General features: G+C 68.8%; 22 protein-coding genes and 1 other RNA gene. 6 read left to right on the top strand and 17 right to left on the bottom strand.

What is annotated here, in order from left to right:
- Positions 1-83 precede the first annotated feature (83 nt).
- The gene (pmbA, locus tag M0L44_RS07700; RefSeq protein ID WP_252769058.1) at positions 84-1,454 is read left to right on the top strand and encodes a metalloprotease PmbA; all 1,371 of its coding nucleotides are present in this window, start codon (positions 84-86) and stop codon (positions 1,452-1,454) included.
- 115 nt (positions 1,455-1,569) lie between these two features.
- The gene (locus M0L44_RS07695) at positions 1,570-2,652 is read left to right on the top strand and encodes a TRAP transporter substrate-binding protein (protein ID WP_252769057.1); all 1,083 of its coding nucleotides are present in this window, start codon (positions 1,570-1,572) and stop codon (positions 2,650-2,652) included.
- Positions 2,653-2,799: 147 nt separating this feature from the next.
- Here the strand turns inward: M0L44_RS07695 and M0L44_RS07690 are convergent, their stop codons facing one another.
- The 5 genes from M0L44_RS07690 to lysA form a co-directional block, all read right to left on the bottom strand.
- Positions 2,800-4,503, bottom strand: a complete 1,704-nt coding sequence (locus M0L44_RS07690) for a TRAP transporter large permease (protein ID WP_252769056.1) — start codon at positions 4,501-4,503, stop codon at positions 2,800-2,802.
- Entirely contained in the window at positions 4,500-5,099 is a 600-nt protein-coding gene (locus tag M0L44_RS07685) for a TRAP transporter small permease subunit (protein ID WP_252769055.1), read from the bottom strand. Before M0L44_RS07685 ends, M0L44_RS07690 begins: the two co-directional genes overlap by 4 nt.
- 142 nt (positions 5,100-5,241) lie before the next feature.
- Positions 5,242-5,589: a protein tyrosine phosphatase family protein gene (locus M0L44_RS07680; RefSeq protein WP_252769054.1), complete on the bottom strand. Its 348-nt coding sequence runs from the start codon at positions 5,587-5,589 to the stop codon at positions 5,242-5,244.
- A gap of 20 nt (positions 5,590-5,609) precedes the next feature.
- On the bottom strand, positions 5,610-6,059 hold the full coding sequence (locus M0L44_RS07675) for a GatB/YqeY domain-containing protein (protein WP_252769053.1): 450 nt from the start codon (positions 6,057-6,059) through the stop codon (positions 5,610-5,612).
- Positions 6,060-6,106: 47 nt separating this feature from the next.
- Positions 6,107-7,345, bottom strand: a complete 1,239-nt coding sequence (gene lysA / locus M0L44_RS07670) for a diaminopimelate decarboxylase (RefSeq protein ID WP_252769052.1) — start codon at positions 7,343-7,345, stop codon at positions 6,107-6,109.
- Positions 7,346-7,414: 69 nt separating this feature from the next.
- On the opposite strand from lysA, the gene M0L44_RS07665 reads away from it, so the two are divergent.
- The gene (locus M0L44_RS07665) at positions 7,415-8,332 is read left to right on the top strand and encodes a LysR family transcriptional regulator (RefSeq protein WP_252769051.1); all 918 of its coding nucleotides are present in this window, start codon (positions 7,415-7,417) and stop codon (positions 8,330-8,332) included.
- A gap of 117 nt (positions 8,333-8,449) precedes the next feature.
- Here the strand turns inward: M0L44_RS07665 and rpsU are convergent, their stop codons facing one another.
- The 10 genes from rpsU to M0L44_RS07620 form a co-directional block, all read right to left on the bottom strand.
- Complete coding sequence (gene rpsU, locus M0L44_RS07660) at positions 8,450-8,662, bottom strand: 30S ribosomal protein S21 (protein ID WP_012346814.1); 213 nt, start codon at positions 8,660-8,662, stop codon at positions 8,450-8,452.
- Between the two features lie 171 nt (positions 8,663-8,833).
- Positions 8,834-9,643: a sulfite exporter TauE/SafE family protein gene (locus M0L44_RS07655; protein WP_252769050.1), complete on the bottom strand. Its 810-nt coding sequence runs from the start codon at positions 9,641-9,643 to the stop codon at positions 8,834-8,836.
- On the bottom strand, positions 9,640-10,113 hold the full coding sequence (locus M0L44_RS07650) for an EVE domain-containing protein (protein WP_252769049.1): 474 nt from the start codon (positions 10,111-10,113) through the stop codon (positions 9,640-9,642). The genes M0L44_RS07655 and M0L44_RS07650 overlap by 4 nt, the downstream gene beginning before the upstream one ends.
- A 16-nt stretch (positions 10,114-10,129) precedes the next feature.
- Positions 10,130-10,314: non-coding RNA, 6S RNA (gene ssrS, locus M0L44_RS22270), on the bottom strand.
- An 87-nt stretch (positions 10,315-10,401) separates the two neighbouring features.
- Positions 10,402-10,740: a cell division protein ZapA gene (locus M0L44_RS07645; protein WP_252769048.1), complete on the bottom strand. Its 339-nt coding sequence runs from the start codon at positions 10,738-10,740 to the stop codon at positions 10,402-10,404.
- Positions 10,737-10,955: a cell division protein ZapB gene (locus tag M0L44_RS07640; RefSeq protein WP_252769047.1), complete on the bottom strand. Its 219-nt coding sequence runs from the start codon at positions 10,953-10,955 to the stop codon at positions 10,737-10,739. The genes M0L44_RS07645 and M0L44_RS07640 overlap by 4 nt, the downstream gene beginning before the upstream one ends.
- 57 nt (positions 10,956-11,012) lie before the next feature.
- Entirely contained in the window at positions 11,013-12,161 is a 1,149-nt protein-coding gene (gene mltB, locus M0L44_RS07635; RefSeq protein ID WP_252769046.1) for a lytic murein transglycosylase B, read from the bottom strand.
- Positions 12,162-12,169: 8 nt separating this feature from the next.
- On the bottom strand, positions 12,170-14,206 hold the full coding sequence (locus tag M0L44_RS07630; RefSeq protein WP_252769045.1) for a transglutaminase TgpA family protein: 2,037 nt from the start codon (positions 14,204-14,206) through the stop codon (positions 12,170-12,172).
- Entirely contained in the window at positions 14,200-15,180 is a 981-nt protein-coding gene (locus M0L44_RS07625) for a DUF58 domain-containing protein (protein ID WP_252769044.1), read from the bottom strand. The genes M0L44_RS07630 and M0L44_RS07625 overlap by 7 nt, the downstream gene beginning before the upstream one ends.
- 7 nt (positions 15,181-15,187) lie before the next feature.
- Positions 15,188-16,117 (bottom strand): AAA family ATPase, encoded by a 930-nt coding sequence (locus tag M0L44_RS07620; protein WP_252769043.1) that lies wholly within the window; start codon positions 16,115-16,117, stop codon positions 15,188-15,190.
- A gap of 83 nt (positions 16,118-16,200) precedes the next feature.
- Here M0L44_RS07620 and M0L44_RS07615 point away from each other — a divergent pair, with 83 nt between their 5' ends.
- Together M0L44_RS07615 and M0L44_RS07610 are read left to right on the top strand one after the other, a co-directional pair.
- Entirely contained in the window at positions 16,201-17,136 is a 936-nt protein-coding gene (locus M0L44_RS07615; protein ID WP_252769042.1) for a histone deacetylase family protein, read from the top strand.
- A 39-nt stretch (positions 17,137-17,175) separates the two neighbouring features.
- On the top strand, positions 17,176-18,468 hold the full coding sequence (locus M0L44_RS07610) for a mechanosensitive ion channel family protein (RefSeq protein WP_252769041.1): 1,293 nt from the start codon (positions 17,176-17,178) through the stop codon (positions 18,466-18,468).
- A 66-nt stretch (positions 18,469-18,534) separates the two neighbouring features.
- On the opposite strand, the gene M0L44_RS07605 is transcribed toward M0L44_RS07610, so the two are convergent.
- Positions 18,535-20,061, bottom strand: coding sequence for a fumarate hydratase (locus M0L44_RS07605; protein ID WP_252769040.1), 1,527 nt, complete (start codon positions 20,059-20,061; stop codon positions 18,535-18,537).
- Between the two features lie 133 nt (positions 20,062-20,194).
- Here M0L44_RS07605 and nhaA point away from each other — a divergent pair, with 133 nt between their 5' ends.
- On the top strand, positions 20,195-21,358 hold the full coding sequence (gene nhaA, locus M0L44_RS07600; RefSeq protein WP_252769039.1) for a Na+/H+ antiporter NhaA: 1,164 nt from the start codon (positions 20,195-20,197) through the stop codon (positions 21,356-21,358).
- 3 nt (positions 21,359-21,361) lie between these two features.
- Here the strand turns inward: nhaA and M0L44_RS07595 are convergent, their stop codons facing one another.
- Positions 21,362-21,943, bottom strand: coding sequence for a TIGR00645 family protein (locus tag M0L44_RS07595; RefSeq protein WP_252769038.1), 582 nt, complete (start codon positions 21,941-21,943; stop codon positions 21,362-21,364).
- Positions 21,944-22,026 lie beyond the last annotated feature (83 nt).

Below are 22,026 nucleotides of genomic sequence, written 5' to 3'. Positions count from 1 at the left end.
GGGGCAGTGGAATCGGCGGAGATCGGTGGGTCGCTATGATTGTCCCGCATCTGTTCCCCAATCGTTCCCCATTCCATCTGTCCATGACCTCCTCCGCCACCCAGGGCTTCGGCTTTTCCCGTGACCAGTTCCAGCAGATCGTCGAGGACGTGTTGTCCATGGCCAAGGCGCTGGGGGCTTCGGACGCTGGCGTCGAAGTGTCCGAGGGCAGCGGCCTGAGCGTCTCGGTGCGCAAGGGCGAGGTGGAGAACGTCGAGCGCAACCGCGACAAGTCGGTGGGCGTCTCGGTCTACCTGGGCCAGCGCCGCGGCAACGCCAGCACCTCCGATTTTTCCACGCTGGCGCTGGAGCAGACGGTGCGGGCGGCCTACGACATCGCCCGCTTCACGGCAGAAGACCCGGCCGCCGGCCTGCCCGACGAGGCCGACCTGGCCACGGCCGAGGAGGCCGCGCTGTCCCTGGACCTGTTCCACCCCTGGGACGTGACGGCCGAGGAGGCCGCCGAACTGGCCCGGCGCGCCGAGGCGGCCGCCTTGTCGGTGGACAAGCGCATCACCAATTCCGAGGGCGGCTCGGTGTCGGCCCAGCAGTCGCACTTCTGGGCCGGCAACAGCCGGGGCTTCCGCGGCGGCTATGCCAGCTCGCGCCATTCGCTGTCGGTTTCGCCGATTGCCGGCAAGGGCCGCGACATGCAGCGCGATTACTGGTACAGCTCGATGCGCAATGCGCTGGACCTGGCCGCGCCCGAGGCCGTGGGCCGCTACGCCGCCGAGCGCGCACTGTCGCGCCTGAAGTCCCGCAAGATCGGCACCTGCGAGGTGCCGGTGCTGTTCGAGTCCACGGTGGCCGCCGGCCTGCTGGGCGCCTATGTGCAGGGCACCAGCGGTGGCGCGCTGTACCGCAAGGCCAGCTTCCTGCAGGACAGCCTGGGCCAGCCCGTCTGGGCCGACCACATCAACGTTGAAGAGGACCCCCATATCGTCGGCGGCAAGGGCAGTGCGCCCTTCGACGACGAAGGGGTGCGCACCCGGGCCCGCCGCGTCGTGGAGGCCGGTGTGGTGCAGGGTTACTTCCTGTCGAGTTACTCGGCCCGCAAGCTGGGCATGCACACCACCGGCCATGCCGGCGGCTCGCAGAACCTGCGCCTGGTCAGCCGCCTGACCCGACCAGGCGACCATTTGGAAGAGATGCTGCGCAAGCTGCACCGCGGCCTGTTCGTCACCGAACTGATGGGCCAGGGCGTCAATTACGTGACCGGTGACTACTCGCGCGGTGCCGCGGGCTACTGGGTCGAGGACGGCCGCATTGCCTTCCCAGTGCATGAGATCACCATCGCCGGTCACCTGCGCGAGATGCTGCGGGGGGTGGTGGCCGTTGGCGCCGACGCCTACAACCTGGGCGCCAAGACGGTCGGCTCCATGCTGCTGGAGCGCATGAAGGTCGCAGGCAGCTGACGCCAGACTGACCTGCCGAGCCACTGGACGGGTGGGAATACCCCGGCTGCCGCATGGGGCAGGCGTCCCTGAGAATGAGTGCTGCAACATGCAACACTCAACAGGAGACTTGCTGATGGAACGTCGTTCGTTTGTGAGAGGTGCGGGCCTGGCTGGCGTGCTGGCGGCTGGTGCCGCACCGGCCATCGTTCATGCCCAAGCCGCCGTGCGCTGGCGCATTGCCTCCAGCTTCCCGAAGTCGCTGGACACCATCTTCGGCGCGGCCGAAGTCTTCGCCAAGAAGGTCGGCGAGATGTCCGGCGGCAAGTTCCAGGTCACTGTGCATGCTGCCGGTGAGTTGATGCCTGCCTTTGGCGTGGTGGACGGCGTGCAGAACGGCACCGTCGAGGCCTGCCACACCGTGCCCTACTACTTCTTCGGCAAGGATGAGACCTTCGCCCTGGGCGCGGCCGTGCCCTTCGGCCTGAACTCCCGCCAGATGACCGCCTGGATGTTCGAAGGCAATGGTCTGAAGCTGATGCGTGAGTTCTACGCCGGCTACAACATGATCAGCTTCCCCTGCGGCAACACGGGCGCCCAGATGGCCGGCTGGTACCGCAAGGAGATCAAGTCGGTGGCCGACATCAAGGGCCTGAAGTTCCGCGTGGGCGGCTTCGCCGGCAAGGTCATCGAGCGCATGGGCGGCGTGCCGCAGAACATCCCGGGTGGCGAGATCTACCAGGCGCTGGAGAAGGGCACCATCGATGCGGCCGAGTGGATCGGCCCCTACGACGACCTGAAGCTGGGTTTCAACAAGGTGGCCCCGCACTACTACTACCCCGGCTGGTGGGAAGGCGGTCCCCAGATCGACCTGTTCGTCAACCAGAAGGCCTACGGCGCACTGTCGGCCGAGTACAAGGCGATCGTCGATGCCGCCTCGGCCGCCGCCCACGTGGACATGCAGGCCAAGTACGATGCCCGCAACCCGGGCGCGCTCAAGCAGTTGGTGGGCTCCGGCACCAAACTGGCCCGCTTCCCGAAGGACGTGATGGAACTGGCCTTCAAGGAATCGATGGAGCTCTACAGCGAGCTGAACGCCAAGAACCCGCGCTGGAAGAAGGTGTACGAGGACATGGCCGTGTTCCGTCGCGACCAGAACCTGTGGTTCCGCTTCGCCGAAGCCAGCTTCGACGACTTCATGCAAGCCCAGAAGCTCTGAGCGAACCGGCTCACGCCGTGCAGAGGGCGCCCCGCGGGGCGCCCTTTTTCATGGCTGTCGTTGTGCGGTGGGGTCATCGGTATCCTTGTGCAGCCCGCCATGAAAAAAGGCCTCCGAGGAGGCCTTTGCGATGGAGACACAAGAAGGTCAGGGTGCAGCGTCCGAGGCGGCACCGCTGGCCGCCGGTGGCAGACCGAACAGGGCGTTGACGTCCTGGTTGCTGTCATTGCCGTAGTCGTTTTCCGGCTGGATCTGGATCTGCACCTTGTCGAGGTCGATCTTTTCCTTCGGTCCCAGCCCGCCTGAAACCAGGTTGGGGAAGGCGATGATCAATCCCACCATGATGATCTGGATGATCACGAAAGGCACCGATCCCCAGTAGATCTGGCCGGTGGTCACCGGGGCGATCGGCTTGCCGGTCACGCGGTCCTTGTACTCCTTGTTGGGGGCCACGCTGCGCAGGAAGAACAGCGCGAAGCCGAACGGCGGGTGCATGAAGGAGGTCTGCATGTTGACCGCCAGCAGCACGCCGAACCAGACCAGGTCGATGCCCAACTTGTCCGCCACGGGGCCGAGCAGCGGCACGATGATGAAGGACAGTTCGAAGAAGTCCAGGAAGAAGGCCAGCACGAACACCAGGATGTTCACGACGATCAGGAAGCCCACCTGGCCGCCGGGCAGGCTGGTCAGCAGGTGCTCGACCCACTTCGGCCCGTCCACGCCCTGGAAGGTCAGGCTGAAGACCGTCGAGCCCATCAGGATGAACAGCACGAAGCAGGACAGCTTCATGGTCGAGTCCATGGCTTGGCGCAGCAGTTTCATGTCGATGCGCTTGCGCAGCAGGGCCATGACCAGCGCGCCAACGGCGCCCATGGCGCCACCCTCGGTGGGCGTGGCCACGCCCAGGAAGATGGTGCCCAGCACGAGGAAGATCAGACCCAGTGGGGGGATCAGCACAAAGGTGACCCGTTCGGCCATGCGCGAGAGCAGGCCCAGCTTGAAGACCTTGTTGAGCACGGACAGCACGAAGGCCATACCCACGCCCACGCACATCGACACCACGATCAGTTCGTCGGTGGGCGTCTCGGCCGGGCGGCTCTTGGCGAAGGCGACGGCCGCACCGACCGACACCAGGGCCAACAGGCCCAGCGAGGGCAGGCCGGACGACCCATTGTCTTCACGGATGGTGCGGGCTTCGGGGGGCAGCGCCGGCACCCAGTGCTTGCGGAAGATGGCGACCAGGACGATGAAGCCGGTGTACAGCGCGGTCAGCGTGAAGCCCGGGATGAAGGCGCCCTTGTAGAGCTCACCCACGCTGCGGCCCAACTGGTCGGCCATGATGATCAGCACCAGGGAGGGCGGGATGATCTGGGCCAGCGTGCCGGAGGCCGCGATGACACCCGAGGCGATGCGGCGGTCATAGCCGTAGCGCAGCATGATGGGCAGGGAGATCAGGCCCATCGAGATCACCGAGGCCGCCACCACCCCGGTGGTGGCGGCCAGCATGGCGCCGACCAGAATCACCGCGAAGGCCAGGCCGCCGCGGATCGGGCCGAAGAGCTGGCCGATGGTGTCGAGCAGGTCCTCGGCCATCCCGGATCGCTCCAGGATCAGGCCCATGAAGGTGAAGAACGGGATCGCCAGCAGCGTCTCGTTCTGCATGATGCCGAAGATGCGCAGCGGCAGGGCCTGCATCAGCGAGGACGGCAGAATGCCGAACTCGATGCCGATGAAGCTGAACATCAGGCCGGCCGCGGCCAGCGAGAAGGCGACGGGGAAGCCGATCAGCAGGAAGACGATCAGGCCCCCGAACATCACCGGGGCCATGTTGGCGTGCAGGAACTCGGTCATTGCGCGGCCCCCTGGTTCTTCTGGGCGCGCAGGATGGCTTCGGCCAGTTCCTCCTCGGCGGTCTTCTCCTGCTTTTTCTCGGTCGGGTCCTCGATCAGGCCCATCAGGAAGGCGATGCGCTTGATGAGCTCGGAGATGCCCTGCAGGCCCAGCAGGCTGAAGCCCACGGGCACCAGGGCGTAGACCGGCCAGCGGATCAGGCCCCCGGCATTGCTGGAGGTCTCGCCCGTCTCATAGGCCCGTGTGACCAGGGGCAGGACCAGGTCGATGACCACCCCGCAGAAGGGCAGCAGGAAGACAACGAGGCAGACGGCTTCAATGACGATCTGGGTGCGCTTGGAAAAGCGGCTGAGCACCACATCGATCTTCACGTGCTCCTGGCGCAGCAGGGTGTAGCCCGAGGCCAGCAGGAAGACACCGGCGAACAGATACCACTGGATCTCCAGGAAGGCATTGGAGCCGACGTCGAAGGCCTTGCGGGCAATGGCGTTGAGGGCACTGATGAGCACCGCGGCCAGGACCAGCCAGGCGGCGCTGCGACCAACCCACTCGTTGAGTCGGTCGATCCATCGTGAAAGGGCTAACAATGCGGACACAGCGTCTCCTGAGTAAAGCAACACCGGCCTGGGCCGGTGAATCGCCGCACTGTACGGAAGTCATGGCGCTTTGCAGCAATGGCTCAGCGCAACTGCGGGAAAGTCCTAGGACGGCGGACGCCTGCGCCGTCGGTCGGTGCACTCAGACGGTGCGGGCCGCCGTGTAGAGCTTGGTTGAACGTGCGCCCGAGCGGCAGAAGGCCAGCAGCGGGCGGGGCAGTTCGGCCAGCAGCACACCGAAGGCAGCGATCTCCTCCGGGCTCTGGTAGGCCCCCTGCACCGGCAGATGCCGGTACTGCAGGCCAGCGGCCAGGGCCGCGGCCTGCACGGCGGCGCTGGTGGGCTGATCCGGTCCACCCTCGAAGTCCGGGCGGTTGTTGATCACCGCCTTGAAGCCCAGGCGGGCCAGCTCGGCCATGGCCTCGGGGGGCATCTGCGGGGCGACATAGACGTCTGGCGCGATGGCCTGGAGGGGCAGGGTGGTCTGCATCGGGGGGACCTCGTGGGGCATCAGGGTTGAAGGGCTTTCTTGACCGCGGCGGACACCAGACCCATGTCGGCCTTGCCGGCCAGGCGGCTCTTGACCGTGCCCATCACCTTGCCCATGTCGCCCGGGCCGGTGGCGCCCACCTCGGCCACGATGGTGGCCACGGCTGCGGCGATCTCGGCCTCACTCAGGCGCTGGGGCAGGTAGACCTGCAGCACGGTGATCTCGGCGCTTTCCTTGTCGGCCAGGTCGCTGCGGCCGGCCTGGCTGTAGGCGGCCACCGAGTCCTTGCGCTGCTTGATCAGCTTGTCCACCACGGCGATGACGGCGGCGTCGTCGAGCTCAATGCGCTCGTCGACCTCCTTCTGCTTGCAGGCGGCCAGCAGCAGGCGGATGGTGCCCAGTCGCTCGGCTTCCTTGGCCCGCATGGCGGCCTTCATATCCTCGGTGATGCGTTCTTTCAGCGTGCTCATGGTCGATGTCTTGGCAGCAAAGCCTGCATTGTCGTCCCGAAGCGCGCTCAGACGTTTTCCAGGGCGATCAGTTCCTCCACCGTCTGGCGGCGGCGGATCAGGCGGTGGGCGTCGCCGTCGACCAGCACCTCGGCCGCCAGGCCGCGGGTGTTGTAGTTGCTGGACATCGAGGCCCCGTAGGCGCCCGCATCGTGCAGCACCAGCAGGTCACCCACCCGGGCCTCGGGCAGGCGGCGGGTCAGCACCACGCCGCCATCGGCCTGGGTGAAGACGTCGCCCGATTCGCACAGCGGGCCGGCCACCACGGTGTCGACCTCCGCTCGGGGCGTATCGTCGGCCGGCAGCAGGCTCATGCCATGGTAGGCGCCGTACATGGCAGGCCGCATCAGGTCCGAGAAGCCGGCGTCGACCAGCGTGAAGCGTTGGCGCCCCATGTGCTTGGTGGCCCGCACCTCGGTCAGCAGCACGCCGGACTCGGCCACCAGGTAGCGGCCGGGCTCCAGCTCCAGGTGCACATCGCGGCCCAGGTGGCTGGCGATTTCGCGGCGGGCCGCATCCCAGAGCTGGAAGTAGTGCCCGGTGTCCAGGCGCGACTCGCCCTCGCGGTAGGGAATGGACAGGCCGCCGCCGGCAGAGATGGCTTCGACGGCCACACCGGCGCGCTTGACCAGGTCCACCATGGCGGCGCAGACCTGCTGCAGGTGGCCGTAATCCACACCCGAGCCGATGTGCATGTGCAGGCCCACCAAGTGCAGGCGGTGGCGGGCCACCGCGGCCAGGGCCTGCGGCAGCTCGGCGTGCCAGATGCCGTGCTTGCTGTGCTCGCCGCCGGTGTTGGTCTTGTTGCTGTGGCCGTGGCCGAAGCCCGGGTTGATGCGCAGCCAGACGCGGTGGCCGGGGGAGACGGCGCCCAGCTGGTCCAGCATGTCGATCGAGCCGGCGTTGACGGTGACGCCGTGCCTCACCACGGTGTCCAGCGTGGGCTGGTCGAAGAGGTCGGCGGTGAAGACGATGCCAGCGGCACCCTGGGCGTTGGGCGCCGGGCTGAAGCCGGCGGCCAGGGCCCGTTCGATCTCGCCACGGGACACCGCATCGACCACCACGCCTTCCTCGCGCATCAGACGCAGCAGGTGGGTGTTGGAGTTGGCCTTCTGGGCATAGCGGATGGTGTCGAAGGCCCGCAGCTCGGCGATGCGCTGGCGGATGGTGGCGGCGTCATAGACCCACAGCGGTGTGCCATGGGCGTGGGCCAGGGTGCGGAGCAGGTCGGGGGCGAACGGATTCATGCCGCGATGATGCGGCGCTTCTGCCATACTGAAAAATAGTTTCTTTTCATCCATCGATTCAGTATTGATATGGAATTGACGCACCGACTGGTGGAGGTCTTCCGGGCCGTGATGCGCACCGGCCATGTCACCCGGGCGGCCGAGTTACTGCACACCTCCCAGCCGACGGTCAGCCGCGAGCTGGCCCGGCTGGAACAGGTGCTGGGCCTGGTGCTGTTCGAGCGGGTCAAGGGCCGGCTGCGGCCGACGGCCCAGGCCCAGGCCCTGCTGGAGGAGGTGGAGCGCTCCTACGAGGGGTTGGAGCGGATCGCCGCCACCGCCTTCAACCTGAGGGATGCGGGCGCGGTGCGCCTGCAGGTGGCCTGTCTGCCCGCCCTGGCCCATGCCTTGCTGCCCCGGGCGGTGGCGCTCTACCGGCAGCGCCGGCCCACGGCGGCCGTGGCCCTGGTGCCGCTGGAATCACCCCAGTTGGAGAGCACGCTGACCGAGCAGCGGCACGACCTGGGCCTGACCGAGCAGCGTGAACCGCCGCCAGGCTGCCAGCTCAGCACCTTGCTGGTGGCCGACGAGGTCTGCGTGCTGCCGGCCGGCCATGCGCTGGCCGAGCGGCGGGTCATCACGCCGACCGACCTGGCGGGCCAGTCCTTCATCAGCCTGGCGCCCAGCGACTCTTACCGGCAGCAGGTGGATGCGGTGTTTGCCCAGGCGGGCGTGGCGCGGCAGCTGCAGCTGGAAACGCCCAGTGCGCTGTCGGTCTGCGCCCTGGTGCGCCAGGGCCTGGGGGTGGCCATCGTCAACCCGCTCACGGCCCTGGAGATGGCGGCAGCGCAGACCCTGCAAGTGCGTCCCTTCTCGGTCAGCATCCCGTTCCATTTGGGCAAGGTGGTGCCGCAGTGGCGGCCTGCGCATCCCCTGCGTGCCGAGTTCGAGCAGGCCCTGGGCGCGGCCGTGGAGGAGCTGCGGGAGCAGCTGGCGCGGCTGGGTTGAGGGAACGCGGCAGAGGCGGGGCCAGACGCAAAAAAGCCCGCTGCGGCGTCCCGCGCGGGCTTTTTGTGCGACGTCCGAGGACGGTCGTTCGATCAGTGCCGCAGGGCGGCACGAAGCTCAGTAGAGCTTCTTGGGCAGCTGCATGCTGCGCACGCGCTTGTAGTGGCGCTTCACGGCGGCAGCCTTCTTGCGCTTGCGCTCGGCAGTGGGCTTCTCGTAGAACTCGCGGGCGCGCAGTTCGGTCAGCAGACCCAGCTTTTCGATGGTGCGCTTGAAGCGGCGCAGTGCCACGTCGAACGGCTCGTTTTCCTTGACTCGGATGGTGGTCATGAGCGAAGAATCCTTCGGTGAGTTGCGCTCGGTGTCCGTTATGGACGTTGCTTTGGTGTTATGCCAAAGCCGGTTCCGGAAATCCCGTCCACCGGATCGACACGCGGTTGGTTGCTAGCAAAGCGGAAGATTCTACCTTGCCGGCGACATAAATGCAAAAACGCGCGGCCGTCAAGTGTGGAAGGACTTCCACAGCATGTAGCCCGCCAGCCCGTAAAGCACCAGGGCGAACACCCGCCGGAGCTGGGCCACGTCCATGGCGTGGGCGGCCCGGGCACCCAGTGGCGCCATGCTCATGCTGGCCAGCACGATGACCCCCAGTGCAGGCAGATAAAGGTAGCCCACGGCGCCGGGCAGGGCCGCCGGCAGCGACCAGCCACCCACCAGATAACCCAGCGTGTTGGACAGGGCGATGGGAAAGCCCAGCGCCGCACTGGTGGCCACCGCCTGGTGCATGGGCACGTTGCACCAGGTCATGAAGGGCACGCTGAGGAAGCCGCCACCGGCACCCACCAGGCCCGAGACAAAGCCGATGCCGGTGCCGGCCGCCGTCTGGCCCACCGGGCCGGGCAGTTCACGGCCCGGGCGGGGCTGTCGGTGGCGCAGCATCTGCGTGGCCGAGAAGCCGACGAAGACGGCGAAGAACAGGGCCAGGGCCTGTCCCTTGAGCAGCGAAAAGGCGCCCGCACCCGCCAGCAGGCCACCGATCAGGATGCCCGGAGCGATGCTGGCCACGATGGGCCAGCGCACCGCGCCGCGCTTGTGGTGCGCTCGCATGCTGGACAGGGAAGTGAACAGGATGGTGGCCATCGAGGTGGCGATGGCCATCTTCACCGCCATGTCCGCCGGCACGCCGCGCTGGCTCATGATGATGGTCATGAAGGGCACCAGCACCATGCCGCCGCCGATGCCCAGCAGGCCGGCCATGAAGCCGCCGAAGGTGCCCAGGCACAACAGCTCGACAACGAGGCTGGGGCTCATGCCGCGGGGGCATCCAGCAGCGCCAGCACGGCCTGCCATTCCTGCGGGGTCACCGGGGTGATCGACAGCCGGCTGCCGGGACGCAGCAGCACCATGCTCTGCAGGGCCGGTTCGCTGCGCATGCGGGCCAGCGGCAGCAGCCGTGTCCTGCGCTGCAGCCGCACGTCCACGTTCAGCCAGCGCGGCTGCTCGGGCGAGGACTTCGGGTCGAACCAGGGGCTGCCCAGGTCGAACTGGGTGGCATCCGGGTAGGCGGTGCTGGCCACTTCGGCCAGACCGGCCACGCCGGGTTCGGGGCAGGAGGAGTGGTAATACAGCACCCCGTCGCCCACCTGCATGGCGTCGCGCATGAAGTTGCGTGCCTGGTAGTTGCGCACCCCGGTCCAGGGCACGGTCTGGGCGGGCCGCCGCGCGAGCTCGTCGATCGAGCACTCGGCCGGCTCGATCTTCATCAGCCAGTACTGGGGCATGGGGGGATGCGGGAAGAGGGTGTCCGTCGCAAACCGTGGGCCGCATTCCTGAACCCAGGGGATTCAGGTGGGCGAGGTCAGCAGGGCTTCGGGTTCATCTGACGCGAGACGATCACGCCCGCTCTGCAATGTTCCAAGCCCGGGCTCGCGAGAGCATCGGTTCAAGGAAATATAAAACCCACGCGGATGCAACGGACGAACCCATTCTAGGACCAGCACCGCCTGGGCTGTGAAGCAATTGCCACGGGCGCAGTGCGGAATCCGGACGATCTTTGAAACGGGTTTGTGCTAGAGCAGCTGCCCGTCGTCGCCCAGGGTGGCGTCGAGTCGGGAGATCAGGCGGTCCAGCAGGGCTTCTTCCTCGAGATTGGCCTCGAGGTTGGGCTGTGGCGGCGTGGGCGCATGCACCGCAGTAGCCGGCGCCTGGCGCTGCTCGGCCAGCAGGTAGGCCAGGTTCAGCGCGGCCAGCACGGCCATGCGCTCGCGCGCCTTGACCTTGCCCGCATCGCGGATCGCGCTCATCTCCTGGTCCACCCGGCTCACGGCCTGGCGCAGCAGATCCTCGCCGCCTTCGGGGCAGGCCAGCAGGTAGCTCTGGCCCAGGATGGTGACTTCCATCTGCTTCATGCGACGTCACCTCCGGACGAGGTGGGATCGGTGGGCAGACGGTCGAGCAGGGCCTCGACCCGGGTGCGGGCTGCGGCCAGGCGGGACTTGAGGCTGTCGCGTTCGGCTTGCAAGGCCTGCACCTGCTGGGTCAGCAGGGCGTTGGTGCGAGCAAGCTCCTCGTGCCGCAGCACGAGGCGGTCGATGCGCTCGGCAAGATCCGACAGACGGGTCATGGGCCAGTGCGTGAAACGAGCGGTGAGGCGGCCATTGTAGGCACGACCACGCGCACCTCAGGGCGCGGCCGAGGCGGCCGGGGCCGCAGGCGTGGCCAGGCTGTCGGTGCGCCCGCTGCGCAGGGCGCGCGCCAGATCCACCACCGCCATGGCGTAGTAGGCCGACCAGTTGTAGCGCGTGATGACGTAGAAGTTGCGGGTGCCCGCCACGTAGCTGGGTGCGTTGCCACCGTTTTGCAACTCCACCAGGGCCAGCGGTCCCAGGGCGTCGGTGGCGCTGGCGTCCAGGGTGGCGCCGTGCTCGCGCATCTGGCTGGCGCTGAGGCTGGGGTTGATGTCGTTGACCAACATCAGCGCCTTCTCGCGCACGTCCGCGGGGGGCGTGACGGCCACCGTGGGCACCAGGCCGCGCTGCCAGCCGAATTCGGCCAGGTAGTGCGCGACGCTGCCCACCACGTCGTCGCCGTGCGTGTTCAGGTCGATGCGGCCGTCGCCGTCGAAATCCATCGCGTACTTCAGGATGCTGCTGGGCATGAACTGCGGCAGGCCGATGGCGCCGGCGAAGGAGCCCAGCACGCTCTGCGGGTCCCGCTTCTCGACAGCACACCAGCGCAGGAAGGCCCCCAGTTCGTCCCGGTAGAAGGCCGAGCGGTCGCTGCGGCCGGTGGGGAAGTCGAAGGACAGCGTGGCCAGCGCGTCGATGACCTTGAAACTGCCCGTCAGTCGGCCATAGAAGGTCTCGACGCCGACGATGGCCGCCACGATCTCCGGCGGCACGCCGTAGCGGGCCTCGGCGCGGGCCAGGGCGTCGGCGTTGTCCTGCCACCAGCGCAGCCCGGCGCCGATGCGTTGCGGCTCGACGAAGCGAGCCCGGTAGGCGGCCCAGTTCTTGGGCGTGCCCGCGGGCGGGGGCATGACCAGCTGGGTCACGCGGGGCTGGAAGCGGGCCTGGGCCAGCTGGGCCACCACCCATTCGGGGTCCAACTGGTTGGCGGCAGCCAGCGCGCGGCCGAACTGCACCACGTCCTCCCGCTGGCCATAGATGACCACATCGGGGCTGTCGTCGCTGATGACGGCCGCGGCTTTGACTGGAGCGCGCTTGGCCGAGGGCGCCGCGGCCTGGGCGGTGGAGGCCAGGCCGGCCAGAGCGAGCAGGGGCAGAACGCGGCAGGCGCGCCGCAGCGGAACGGGAAGCGACAGGGTCATGCCGGAGATTATGGGCGCCGCGGGGGAGCGCAGCGCCGCTCCGCGGCCTGGAAAGTCCGCCACCAGGTGGAGAGAGTGGCCGGGGCGGGGCCCGGGGCGTAGCGCTGGCGCTGCAGGGCCTGCAGCGCCGCCACCATGGGCGCGACGTTCTCTCCGTGGCGCTCGGCCAGACGCCGGGCCAGTGCGGCGGGGCTGTCGGCCGGAGCCAGGGTCACGCCCCAGCGGGCCAGCCGGCGCGCCAGGCGCCGCTGCAGCCGGGGCCAGGGGGCCTGTCGGCGGCCATCCCACCAGGCCCAGGCGGCCCCCGCCAGGCCCAGGCCGGACAAGCACAGCACCAGCAGGCGGGCCAGCGCCGCCGCATCCACCTCCGGCCAGCCCCAGTCGCGCAGCAGCTGGAACTGCTGCTGTCGGCCGTAGCCCAGCACCCATTGGTTCCAGCGGTTGTCCCAGGTCTCCAGCCAGCGTCGCAGCTGCAGGCGCAGGCCCGGGCTCATGCTGTCCAGTGTGTCCATGACCAGACCGGGCGGCGGGCGCAAGGCCGTGCTGCGCAGGATGCGGTCGGGCGCCACCGCGGCGGTGGGGTCGGCCCGCAGCCAGCCCTGGCCTTCCTGCCAGTACTCGGCCCAGGCGTGGGCATTGCTTTGGCGCACCACCCAGTGGCCGTCCACGGGGGTCGGATCGGTGCCCTGGTAGCCGGTGACGATGCGCGCCGGCACGCCCAGGCTGCGCATCACCACCACGAAGGCGCTGGCGTAGTGTTCGCAGAAGCCCAGCTTGCGGTCCATCCAGAACTCGTCGATGGCATCGCCCTCGTAGGGGCCGGGGCTCAGGGTGTAGGCGTAGCCGTCCTCGCGCAGGTGCCGCAGCACGGCCTGGGCCAGCGTCTGGGCATCGGCGTGCAGCAGACCAGGCTGCGTGGCCAGGGCGCGTGCCCAGGCCCGGGTGCGGGGATGCCGGCCCGGCGGCAGGCTGGTCAGCTGCAGGCGGTCCCAACGGGGCAGGATGCCCCCATCCGGTCGTCGCGGGGCCGCCGTGGCCAGCAGACGGGTCCGCTCGCCCAGGGGGCTGCGCAGCCGCCATTGCAGGCTGTCGTCGTCCGGCGCGCGCAGGCCGTCCAACGGCGGCTCGGCCCGCGGCGGCGTGGTGGCGTAGTCCAGCAGCGGCAGCCAGGCGATGCGCAGAGGCTCCAGCGTCATCTCGTAGCCCAGGCCCCCTGCGGGGGCCGAGGGAGCGGCCGCGGGTTGTGGGGCGGGGGCACGCCGGGGCCAGGGATCGGCCTGCCAGCTCTGACCGTCGTAGCGGGAGAGCACCGGCCCGCGCAGATAGAGCTGGGACAGCGGTGGGGCGGGGCCCTCGAAGCGCAGCCGCAGCGCCACGCTGTTGTCCTGGGCCAACTCGGCCACGTCGCCCAGGCGCAGGTGGTCCGACAGGCCGGTGCGGGCGCCATCGCCAGGCATGCTCCACAGCGGCGGAATGCGGGGAAAGAGCAGGAAGAGCGCGAGCATCACCGGCAGGCCCAGCAGCGCAGCCCGCAGCGCCGTGCCGGCGGCCTCGCGCAGGGGGGGCCGCCCGGCGGGCATGTGGGCCAGTGTGAGGGCGGTGAGCCAGCCCCAGACCGACAGCAGCATGGCCGCCGCCGACAGAAGGGACTGCGAATACAGGAACTGCGTGAGCACCAGGAAGAAGCCCAGGAAGAAGACCACCAGCGCGTCGCGCCGGGCCCGCAACTCCAGGGTTTTCAGGGCCATCAGCACCACCAGCAGCGTGATGCCGGCCTCGCGGCCGAGCAGGGTGTGCTGGTCCCACCAGGTCAGGCCCGCGGCCAGCAGCAGCACCGCCAGCAGCGGCCAGCGGCCGGGCAGGGCCGCGTCCCGCCAGGCCAGCACCGCGCGCCAGGCCAGCACGCCTGCGCACAGCAGGCCCACGCCCACGGGCAGGCGCGCCAGGTGCGGCGCCACCGTCCAGGCGATCAGGCCGAGCACAAAGAAGGTGTCGCGCGTGTCGCGCGGCAGCCCGTCCCAGCGGGCGCGCAGGCCGTTCACCATCGGGCCAGCGCCTGCAGCACGCTGTCGCGGTGGGTGGGGGCCTCGCTCCAGGCCCATTCCCGTCCCGGCAGACGCAGTCCATAAGGCTGCTGGCGGGCCTGGGCCGCCAGCACCCAGGCGCACAGGCGGGACAGACGACGCTCCGCGTCGCCCGGGCCGGCCTGCTGCCAGTCCAGCCACAGCGTGGGCGGCCGTGCGGTGCCGGCGGCCTCGCGGCTGACCAGCTCGCCGCTGCGGGCCACCTTCTTCCAGACCACCCGGTTCAGCGGGTCGCCCCGGCGCCAGGGGCGGATGCCGTCGTGCTCGTCGGCCGGGCCGAGGGTGGGGGGGCCGCCCGGTCTGGCTTGCGCCCCACCGTGGGGCAGGGGCGGTGCAGGGCGCTCCGGCGCCGGGTAGACCCAGGCCTGGGCATCCGGGCGCCACAGGCCCCAGGCGCGGAAGAGCCCGAAGGGAAAACGGGTCTCGATGCGCAGCAGGGGCAGGGGCCAGTGCCCGCGGCCCGGTGCCACCCAGCGCAGGGTGACGGCGGTCTGCGCCTGGGCCGCGGCGTCGAACCAAACGGGCGCCTGCGCCGGGGTTTCTTCTGGCTGCAGGCTCAGGGCGATGCCATGGCGGGTGCGGCCGGGGTTGTCCACCCGCACGGTCAGGTCCACCGGCCGGTCGGCGAACACCGGCGTCAGCGGTCCCAGGTGCAACTGCAGGCCGCGCAGCGTGGCATGGGCCATGTGCATCGACACGATGGCGCTGCCGGTCAGCAGGAAGGTGAGGGCGTAGCCCAGGTTGAGCTGGAAGTTGATGGAGGCCACCAGCAGCAGCAGCAGGGTCAGCCCGAACACCAGGCCCGCCCGGGTGGGTACGATGTAGAGGTTGCGCTGGCGCAGCGTGCAGTGGGGGCTGGGCCGCAGGCGGGCTTGCCACCACTGGCGCCAGCGCCGCTGCAGCGGGGCCAGGGGCCACATCGCGGTGTCTGCCATGCCGAGGTCAGGGCAGGGCCACGGCGTCCAGCATGGCGCGCACCTGCTCACGCGGGCCGCGCCCGGCCGCAGCCACCGGCACCAGGCGGTGGCCCAGGGCCTGGGGCAGCAGCGCTTGCAGGTCGTCGGGGGCCACGTGGTCACGGCCCTGCAGCAGGGCGCGGGCCCGCGCCAGCCGCAGGATGCCGATGCCGGCCCGGGGCGACAGGCCCTGGACGAACCAGCGCCCGCTGCGGGTGGCCTCGATCAGGGCCTGAAGGTAGTCCAGCAGGGCGTCGGACGCGTGCACCGTGCGCACGGCGGCCATCGCCTCGATCAGATTGTCCGTCTCCATCACCGCGGGCAAACGCGCCACCGCCTCGCGCCGGTCCTCGCCCGCGAGCAGCGTCCGTTCGGCGGCGCGGTCGGGGTAGCCCAGGCTGATGCACATCAGGAAGCGGTCGAGCTGGCTCTCGGGCAGCGGGTAGGTGCCCAGCTGTTCGGCCGGGTTCTGGGTGGCGATGACGAAGAAGGGCTGGGGCAGCGGGCGGGTCTTGCCGTCCACGCTGACCTGGTGCTCCTCCATCGCCTCCAGCAGGGCGCTCTGGGTGCGGGGGCCGGCGCGGTTGATCTCGTCGGCCAGCAGCACCTGGGTGAACAACGGGCCCGGGTGGAAGACGAAGCTGTCGCGCTGGCGCTCGAAGACGCTCACCCCCACCAGGTCGCTGGGCAGCAGGTCGGAGGTGAACTGGACACGGGAGAAGCGCAGGCCCAGCGAGGCAGCCAGGGCATGGGCCAGGGTGGTCTTGCCCACCCCAGGCACGTCCTCGATCAGCAGGTGGCCACCGGCCAGCAGGCAGGCCAGGCTATCCTCCACCTGGGCCGTCTTGCCCGCGATCACGTTGTTGACCTGTCCCTTGAGATTCGTCAATCGGGCGAGAAGGCTTGTGCTGATCATGAGGGCAGACGATAGCTTACCCAGCCCGGTTTCACTGGCATGCTGGGAATGACTTGTCCCGACCCTGCGCTGGCCCTGTTCCGATGACCACTGCCTACTTCTCCCACCCCGATTGCCGCCTGCACGACATGGGCGCCGGCCACCCCGAATGCCCCCAGCGGCTGGATGCCATCGAGGACCAGTTGCTGTCCTCCGGCGTGGATGTGGCACTCACGCGCTTCGACGTGCCGCTGGCCGCGCACAGCGACCTGCTGCTGGCCCACACCGAGGGCTACATCACCGAGCTGGAGGAGTTCATCCGCCAGGCCATCGAGACGGGGGAGCACCGGGCGCTGGACCCGGACACCTATGTGGGCCCGCACACCTGGCAGGCGGCCCTGCGTTCGGCCGGTGCCGCGGTGGCCGCCACCGACGCGGTGATCGATGGCCGCGCCGAGAACGCCTTCTGCGCCATCCGCCCGCCCGGCCACCACGCCACGCGCTCGCAGTCGATGGGCTTCTGCTTCTTCAACAACATCGCGGTGGCGGCCCGCCACGCGCTGGATGTGCGCGGGCTCAAGCGGGTGGCCATCGTCGACTTCGACGTGCACCACGGCAACGGCACCGAGGACATCGTGGCCGGGGACGAGCGCATCCTGATGGTCAGTTTCTTCCAGGACCAGATATTCCCGTTCACCGGCGGCGTGCCGCTGGGCTCGAACATGGTCAACCTGCCGGTGCCGCCCTACACCCGCGGCGGCGAGGTGCGGGAGATGATCGAGGCGAACTGGATCCCGCGGCTGGAGGATTTCAAGCCCGAGATGCTTTTCATCTCGGCCGGCTTCGATGCCCACCGCGAGGACGACATGGGCCGCATGGGCTTGGTCGAGGCCGACTTCGAATGGATCACCCGCCGGGTGGTGGAGCTGGCCCGGCGCCATGCCAAGGGGCGGGTGGTTTCCTGCCTGGAGGGTGGCTACGCGCTGAGCTCGCTGGCCCGCAGCGTGGTGGCCCATCTGCGCGCGCTGGCCGACGTCTGAGGCCGGCCGCTGTCATGGGCTGAGGCGACAATCGCGGGCATGAGTTCCGCCCCCGTCATTCCCGTCCTCACCCTCGACGAATTCCTCGGTGCCCTGACGCATCCCAGCGCCTTGATCGAGGGCGCCGTGGTGCTGACCTGCCTGGCCCTGGCCTGGCTGCTGGTGCGGGTGGTGCGCGGCCCCACGGTGCCCGAGCGCTCCATCTGGTACGGCCGCCGCATCGTCGACGGGGTGCTGTTTCCCCTGCTGGCCCTGGGGCTGGCCTACCTGGCCCGGCGGGCCCTGCTGGGCTGGGGCGTGCCGCTGGCGATGTTCAAGATCGTCCTGCCGGTGCTGATCTCCTTTGCCAGCATCCGGCTGTCGGTGCGGGTGCTGACCGTGGCCTTCCCGGGGTCCCACCTGATGCGGGTGGTCGAGCGCACCATCTCCTGGCTGGCCTGGCTGGCGGTGGTGGGCTGGATCACCGGCGTGCTGCCGGAGATCCTGAACGAACTGGACGACATCCGCTGGAAGCTGGGCACCTCGGTGGTGTCGGTGCGCTCGCTGCTGGAGGGCGCGCTCAGCGTGGGCGTGGTGATGGTCATCACGCTGTGGATCTCGGCGGCGCTGGAGACGCAACTGCTCAAGGGGGCCACCGGCGACCAGCTCTCGCTGCGCATGGCCGGCGCCAACCTGATCCGCACGCTGCTGATCTTCATCGGCCTGCTGCTGGCGATGTCCTCGGCGGGCATCGACCTGTCGGCCCTGTCGGTGTTGGGCGGCGCGGTGGGGGTGGGCCTGGGCTTCGGCCTGCAGAAACTGGCCTCCAACTACGTCTCGGGCTTCGTGATCCTGGCCGAGCGCTCGGTGCGCATCGGCGACACGGTGCGGGTGGACAACTTCGAGGGCACGATTGCCCGCATCACCACCCGCTACACCGTGATCCGCGCGCTCAACGGGCGCGAGGCCATCGTGCCCAACGAGCTGCTGATCACCCAACGGGTGGAGAACTCCTCGCTGGCCGATCCCAAGGTGCTGGTCTCCACCGTGGTGCAGGTGGGCTATGGCACCGACCTGGATGCCCTGTTCCCGCAGATCGTCGAGGCGGTGTCGGCGGTCCGGCGGGTGCTGCCTGATCCCTCGCCCGGGGTGCAACTCTCCAACTTCGCGTCCGATGGCCTGGAGCTGACCATCACCTTCTGGATCATCGACCCGGAGAATGGCCAGGGTGGCGTGCGCTCCGAGGTGAACCTGGCGATCTGGCGCCTGCTCAACCGCCTGGGGGTGGAGATTCCCTTCCCGCAGCGGGTGGTGCAGATGCTGCCGTCGGCCGAGCCGCCGCCTGCGGCCTGAAGCCGGCGTTGCAGCCATGAAAAAACCCCGCCGAGGCGGGGTTTGCTGTTTGAGGCCGGGGGGCGATCAGGCCACGCTGACCGGGATCTTGCCGATCTTGGCTTGCCAGGTCTTCGGGCCTTCGATGTGGGCGCTGGTGCCGCCGGCGTCCACCGCCACCGTCACCGGCATGTCGACCACATCGAACTCGTAGATGGCTTCCATGCCCAGGTCAGCGAAGCCCACCACCTTGGCGGCCTTGATGGCCTTGGACACCAGGTAGGCGCTGCCGCCCACGGCCATCAGGTAGGCCGACTTGTGCTTCTTGATGGCCTCGATGGCGGCGGGGCCGCGCTCGGCCTTGCCCACCATGCTGATGAGGCCGGTCTTCTCCAGCATCATGTCGGTGAACTTGTCCATGCGGGTGGCGGTGGTGGGGCCGGCCGGGCCGACCACCTCGTCACGCACCGGATCGACCGGGCCGACGTAGTAGATGACTCGGTTGGTGAAGTCCACCGGCAGCGTCTCGCCCTTGGCCAGCATGTCCTGGATGCGCTTGTGTGCGGCATCGCGGCCGGTCAGCATCTTGCCGTTGAGCAGCAGGGTCTGGCCGGGCTTCCAGCTCGCCACTTCGTCCTTGGTCAGCGTGTTCAGGTCCACGCGCTTGGACTTGTTGTAGTCCGGCGCCCAGTGCACGTTGGGCCACAGGTCCAGGCTGGGCGGATCCAGGTAGACGGGGCCCGAGCCGTCCATCACGAAGTGGGCGTGGCGGGTGGCCGCGCAGTTCGGGATCATGGCGATGGGCTTGGAGGCCGCGTGCGTCGGGTAGGTCTTGATCTTGACGTCCAGCACGGTGGTCAGGCCACCCAGGCCCTGCGCGCCGATGCCCAGCGCGTTGACCTTCTCGTACAGCTCGATGCGCAGCTCTTCGAGCTTGTTCTGCGGGCCGCGCTGCAGCAGCTCGTACATGTCGATGTCGTCCATCAGCGATTCCTTGGCCAGCAGGGCGGCCTTCTCCGCCGTGCCGCCCACGCCGATGCCCAGCATGCCCGGCGGGCACCAGCCCGCACCCATGGTCGGCACGGTCTTGAGCACCCAGTCGACGATGTTGTCGCTCGGGTTGAGCATGTAGACCTTGGACTTGTTCTCGGAGCCGCCGCCCTTGGCCGCCACGGTCACGTCCAGCTTGTCGCCGGGCACCACCTCCATGAAGACCACCGCCGGGGTGTTGTCCTTGGTGTTCTTGCGCTCGAAGATCGGATCGGCCAGCACCGAGGCGCGCAGCTTGTTGTCCGGGTTCAGGTAGCCGCGGCGCACGCCTTCGTCGACGGCGTCCTGGATCGAGCCGGGGAAGCCTTCCCACTTCACGTCCATGCCGATCTTCAGGAACACGTTGACGATGCCGGTGTCCTGGCAGATCGGGCGACGGCCTTCAGCGCACATGCGCGAGTTGGTCAGGATCTGGGCGATCGCGTCCTTGGCGGCCGGCGATTCCTCGCGCTCGTAGGCGCGCGCCAGGTGGGCGATGTAGTCGGCCGGGTGGTAGTAGCTGATGTACTGCAGCGCGCCGGCGACGCTGTCGACCAGATCTTGGTAGCGGATGGTGGTGGTCATGTGGATGGCTCGGTCGAGTCCTTGCGATGATGGCCGCCAGGGCGGCGGGCTGGCCATGGTCCAATGCCCGGAGCAGAAGCAAGATGGGCCAGGGTCGCAACCCGGCAGTGTAACGACGAGGAGTCAACCCAGCGTGTTCGACGGAATCAAGCGCTTCTTCGCGGCCCCGACGGCCGGAGGCATCGTCCTGGCCCTGGCCACCGTGGCGGCCCTGATCTTCAGCAATTCGCCCTGGGCCCATCTGTACACGGCCTTCGACCAGATCCCGGGCGAGGTGCGGATCGGCGGCGACTGGCTGGTGCTGGCCAAGCCGCTGCAGGTCTGGGTCAATGACCTGTGGATGGCGGTGTTCTTCTTCCTGGTCGGGCTGGAGATCAAGCGCGAGTTCGTGCACGGCGAGCTGTCGCGCCCGGCCCAGGCCGCGCTGCCGGCGGTGGCCGCCCTGGGCGGCATGGCCCTGCCGGCCCTGATCTATGCCGCCATCAACTGGGGCGACCCGGTGGCGTTGCGCGGCTGGGCGATTCCCGCGGCCACCGACATCGCCTTTGCCATCGGCATCGTGATGTTGCTGGGCCCGCGAGTGCCTGCCTCGCTGAAGATCTTCCTCACGGCGGTGGCCATCATCGACGACCTGGGGGCGATCGCGGTCATCGCGGTGTTCTACACCGCCCAGCTGTCTCTGCCCATGCTGGGGGCCGCGGTGGCCTGCTTGGTCTTGCTGGCGCTGCTCAACCGGGCGGGGGTGCGCCGAGCTGACCTCTACATCGTGATCGGTCTGATGATGTGGGTCTGCGTGCTCAAGTCCGGCGTGCACGCCACGTTGGCTGGGGTGGCCACCGCGCTGTTCATTCCCAGCGACGGCGAGGACGGCCATTCACCGGCCGAGGCGCTGGAGCACGGCCTGTACCCCTGGGTGGCCTTTCTCGTGCTGCCGATGTTCGCCTTCGCCAACGCAGGTGTGTCGCTCGCCGGCCTGAGCTGGTCGGACCTGCTGCAGCCGGTGTCGCTGGGCATCACGGCCGGACTGCTGGTGGGCAAGACCCTGGGCGTCTTCGGCTGCGTGTGGGCCATGGTGCGGCTGGGCTGGGCCAGTGCGCCCGCAGGGGCCCACTGGGGACAGGTCTTCGGCGTGAGCGTGCTGTGTGGCATCGGCTTCACGATGAGCCTGTTCATCGGCGGCCTGGCCTTTGCCGGTCTGCCGGGGGACCATGACACACCCGTCAAGCTGGGGGTGCTCTGCGGCTCGGTGCTGTCGGGCGCGCTGGGGGCGCTGCTGCTGATGCGTCGCCCCCGCTGACGTTCAGTGTTCCTCGCCCGCCGGCTTGTGGCCATGCCCCAGCAGTCGGTCGGTGGCGGCGATGGCCAGGGCCGACAGCAGGAAGGTCAGGTGGATCAGCGTCTGCCAGAGCAGGGTCTTTTCATCGATATTGGCCGCGCTGATGAAGGACTTCAGCAGGTGGATCGAGCTGATGCCGATGATGGCCGTGGCCAGCTTCACCTTCAGCACCGAGGCATTCACGTGGTCCAGCCATTCCGGCTGGTCCGGGTGGCCCTCCAGGTTCATGCGTGAGACGAAGGTCTCGTAGCCGCCGACGATGACCATGATCAGCAGATTGCTGATCATCACCACGTCGATCAGGCCCAGCACCACGAGCATGATCAGGGTTTCGTTGAGCTTGACCTGCCCGTCGGTGGGAGGAAGATAACCCACGCTCTTGACCAGCGTGTCCAGCGCCTGGGTGTTGCCAAAGGCCGCTTCGATCAGGTGGACGAGTTCCACCCAGAAGTGGAAGACATAGACCGCCTGGGCCAGGATCAGGCCCAGATACAGCGGCAGCTGCAGCCAGCGGCTGGCGAAGATCAGGGCGGGCAGGGGACGCATGGGCCGTCCGGAGGTTTTCGGGGTGTTCATCGGGTCGTGGATGGCCGCGGTGACAGGCCGGAAGGTCGTGAATGCCGGGATTC

It is taken from the genome of Ideonella oryzae, assembly GCF_024055665.1.
Classification (GTDB): domain Bacteria; phylum Pseudomonadota; class Gammaproteobacteria; order Burkholderiales; family Burkholderiaceae_C; genus Ideonella; species Ideonella oryzae.
Note: the sequence above shows the minus strand (reverse complement) of the source record. Positions and strands in the feature narration are given on the sequence as shown.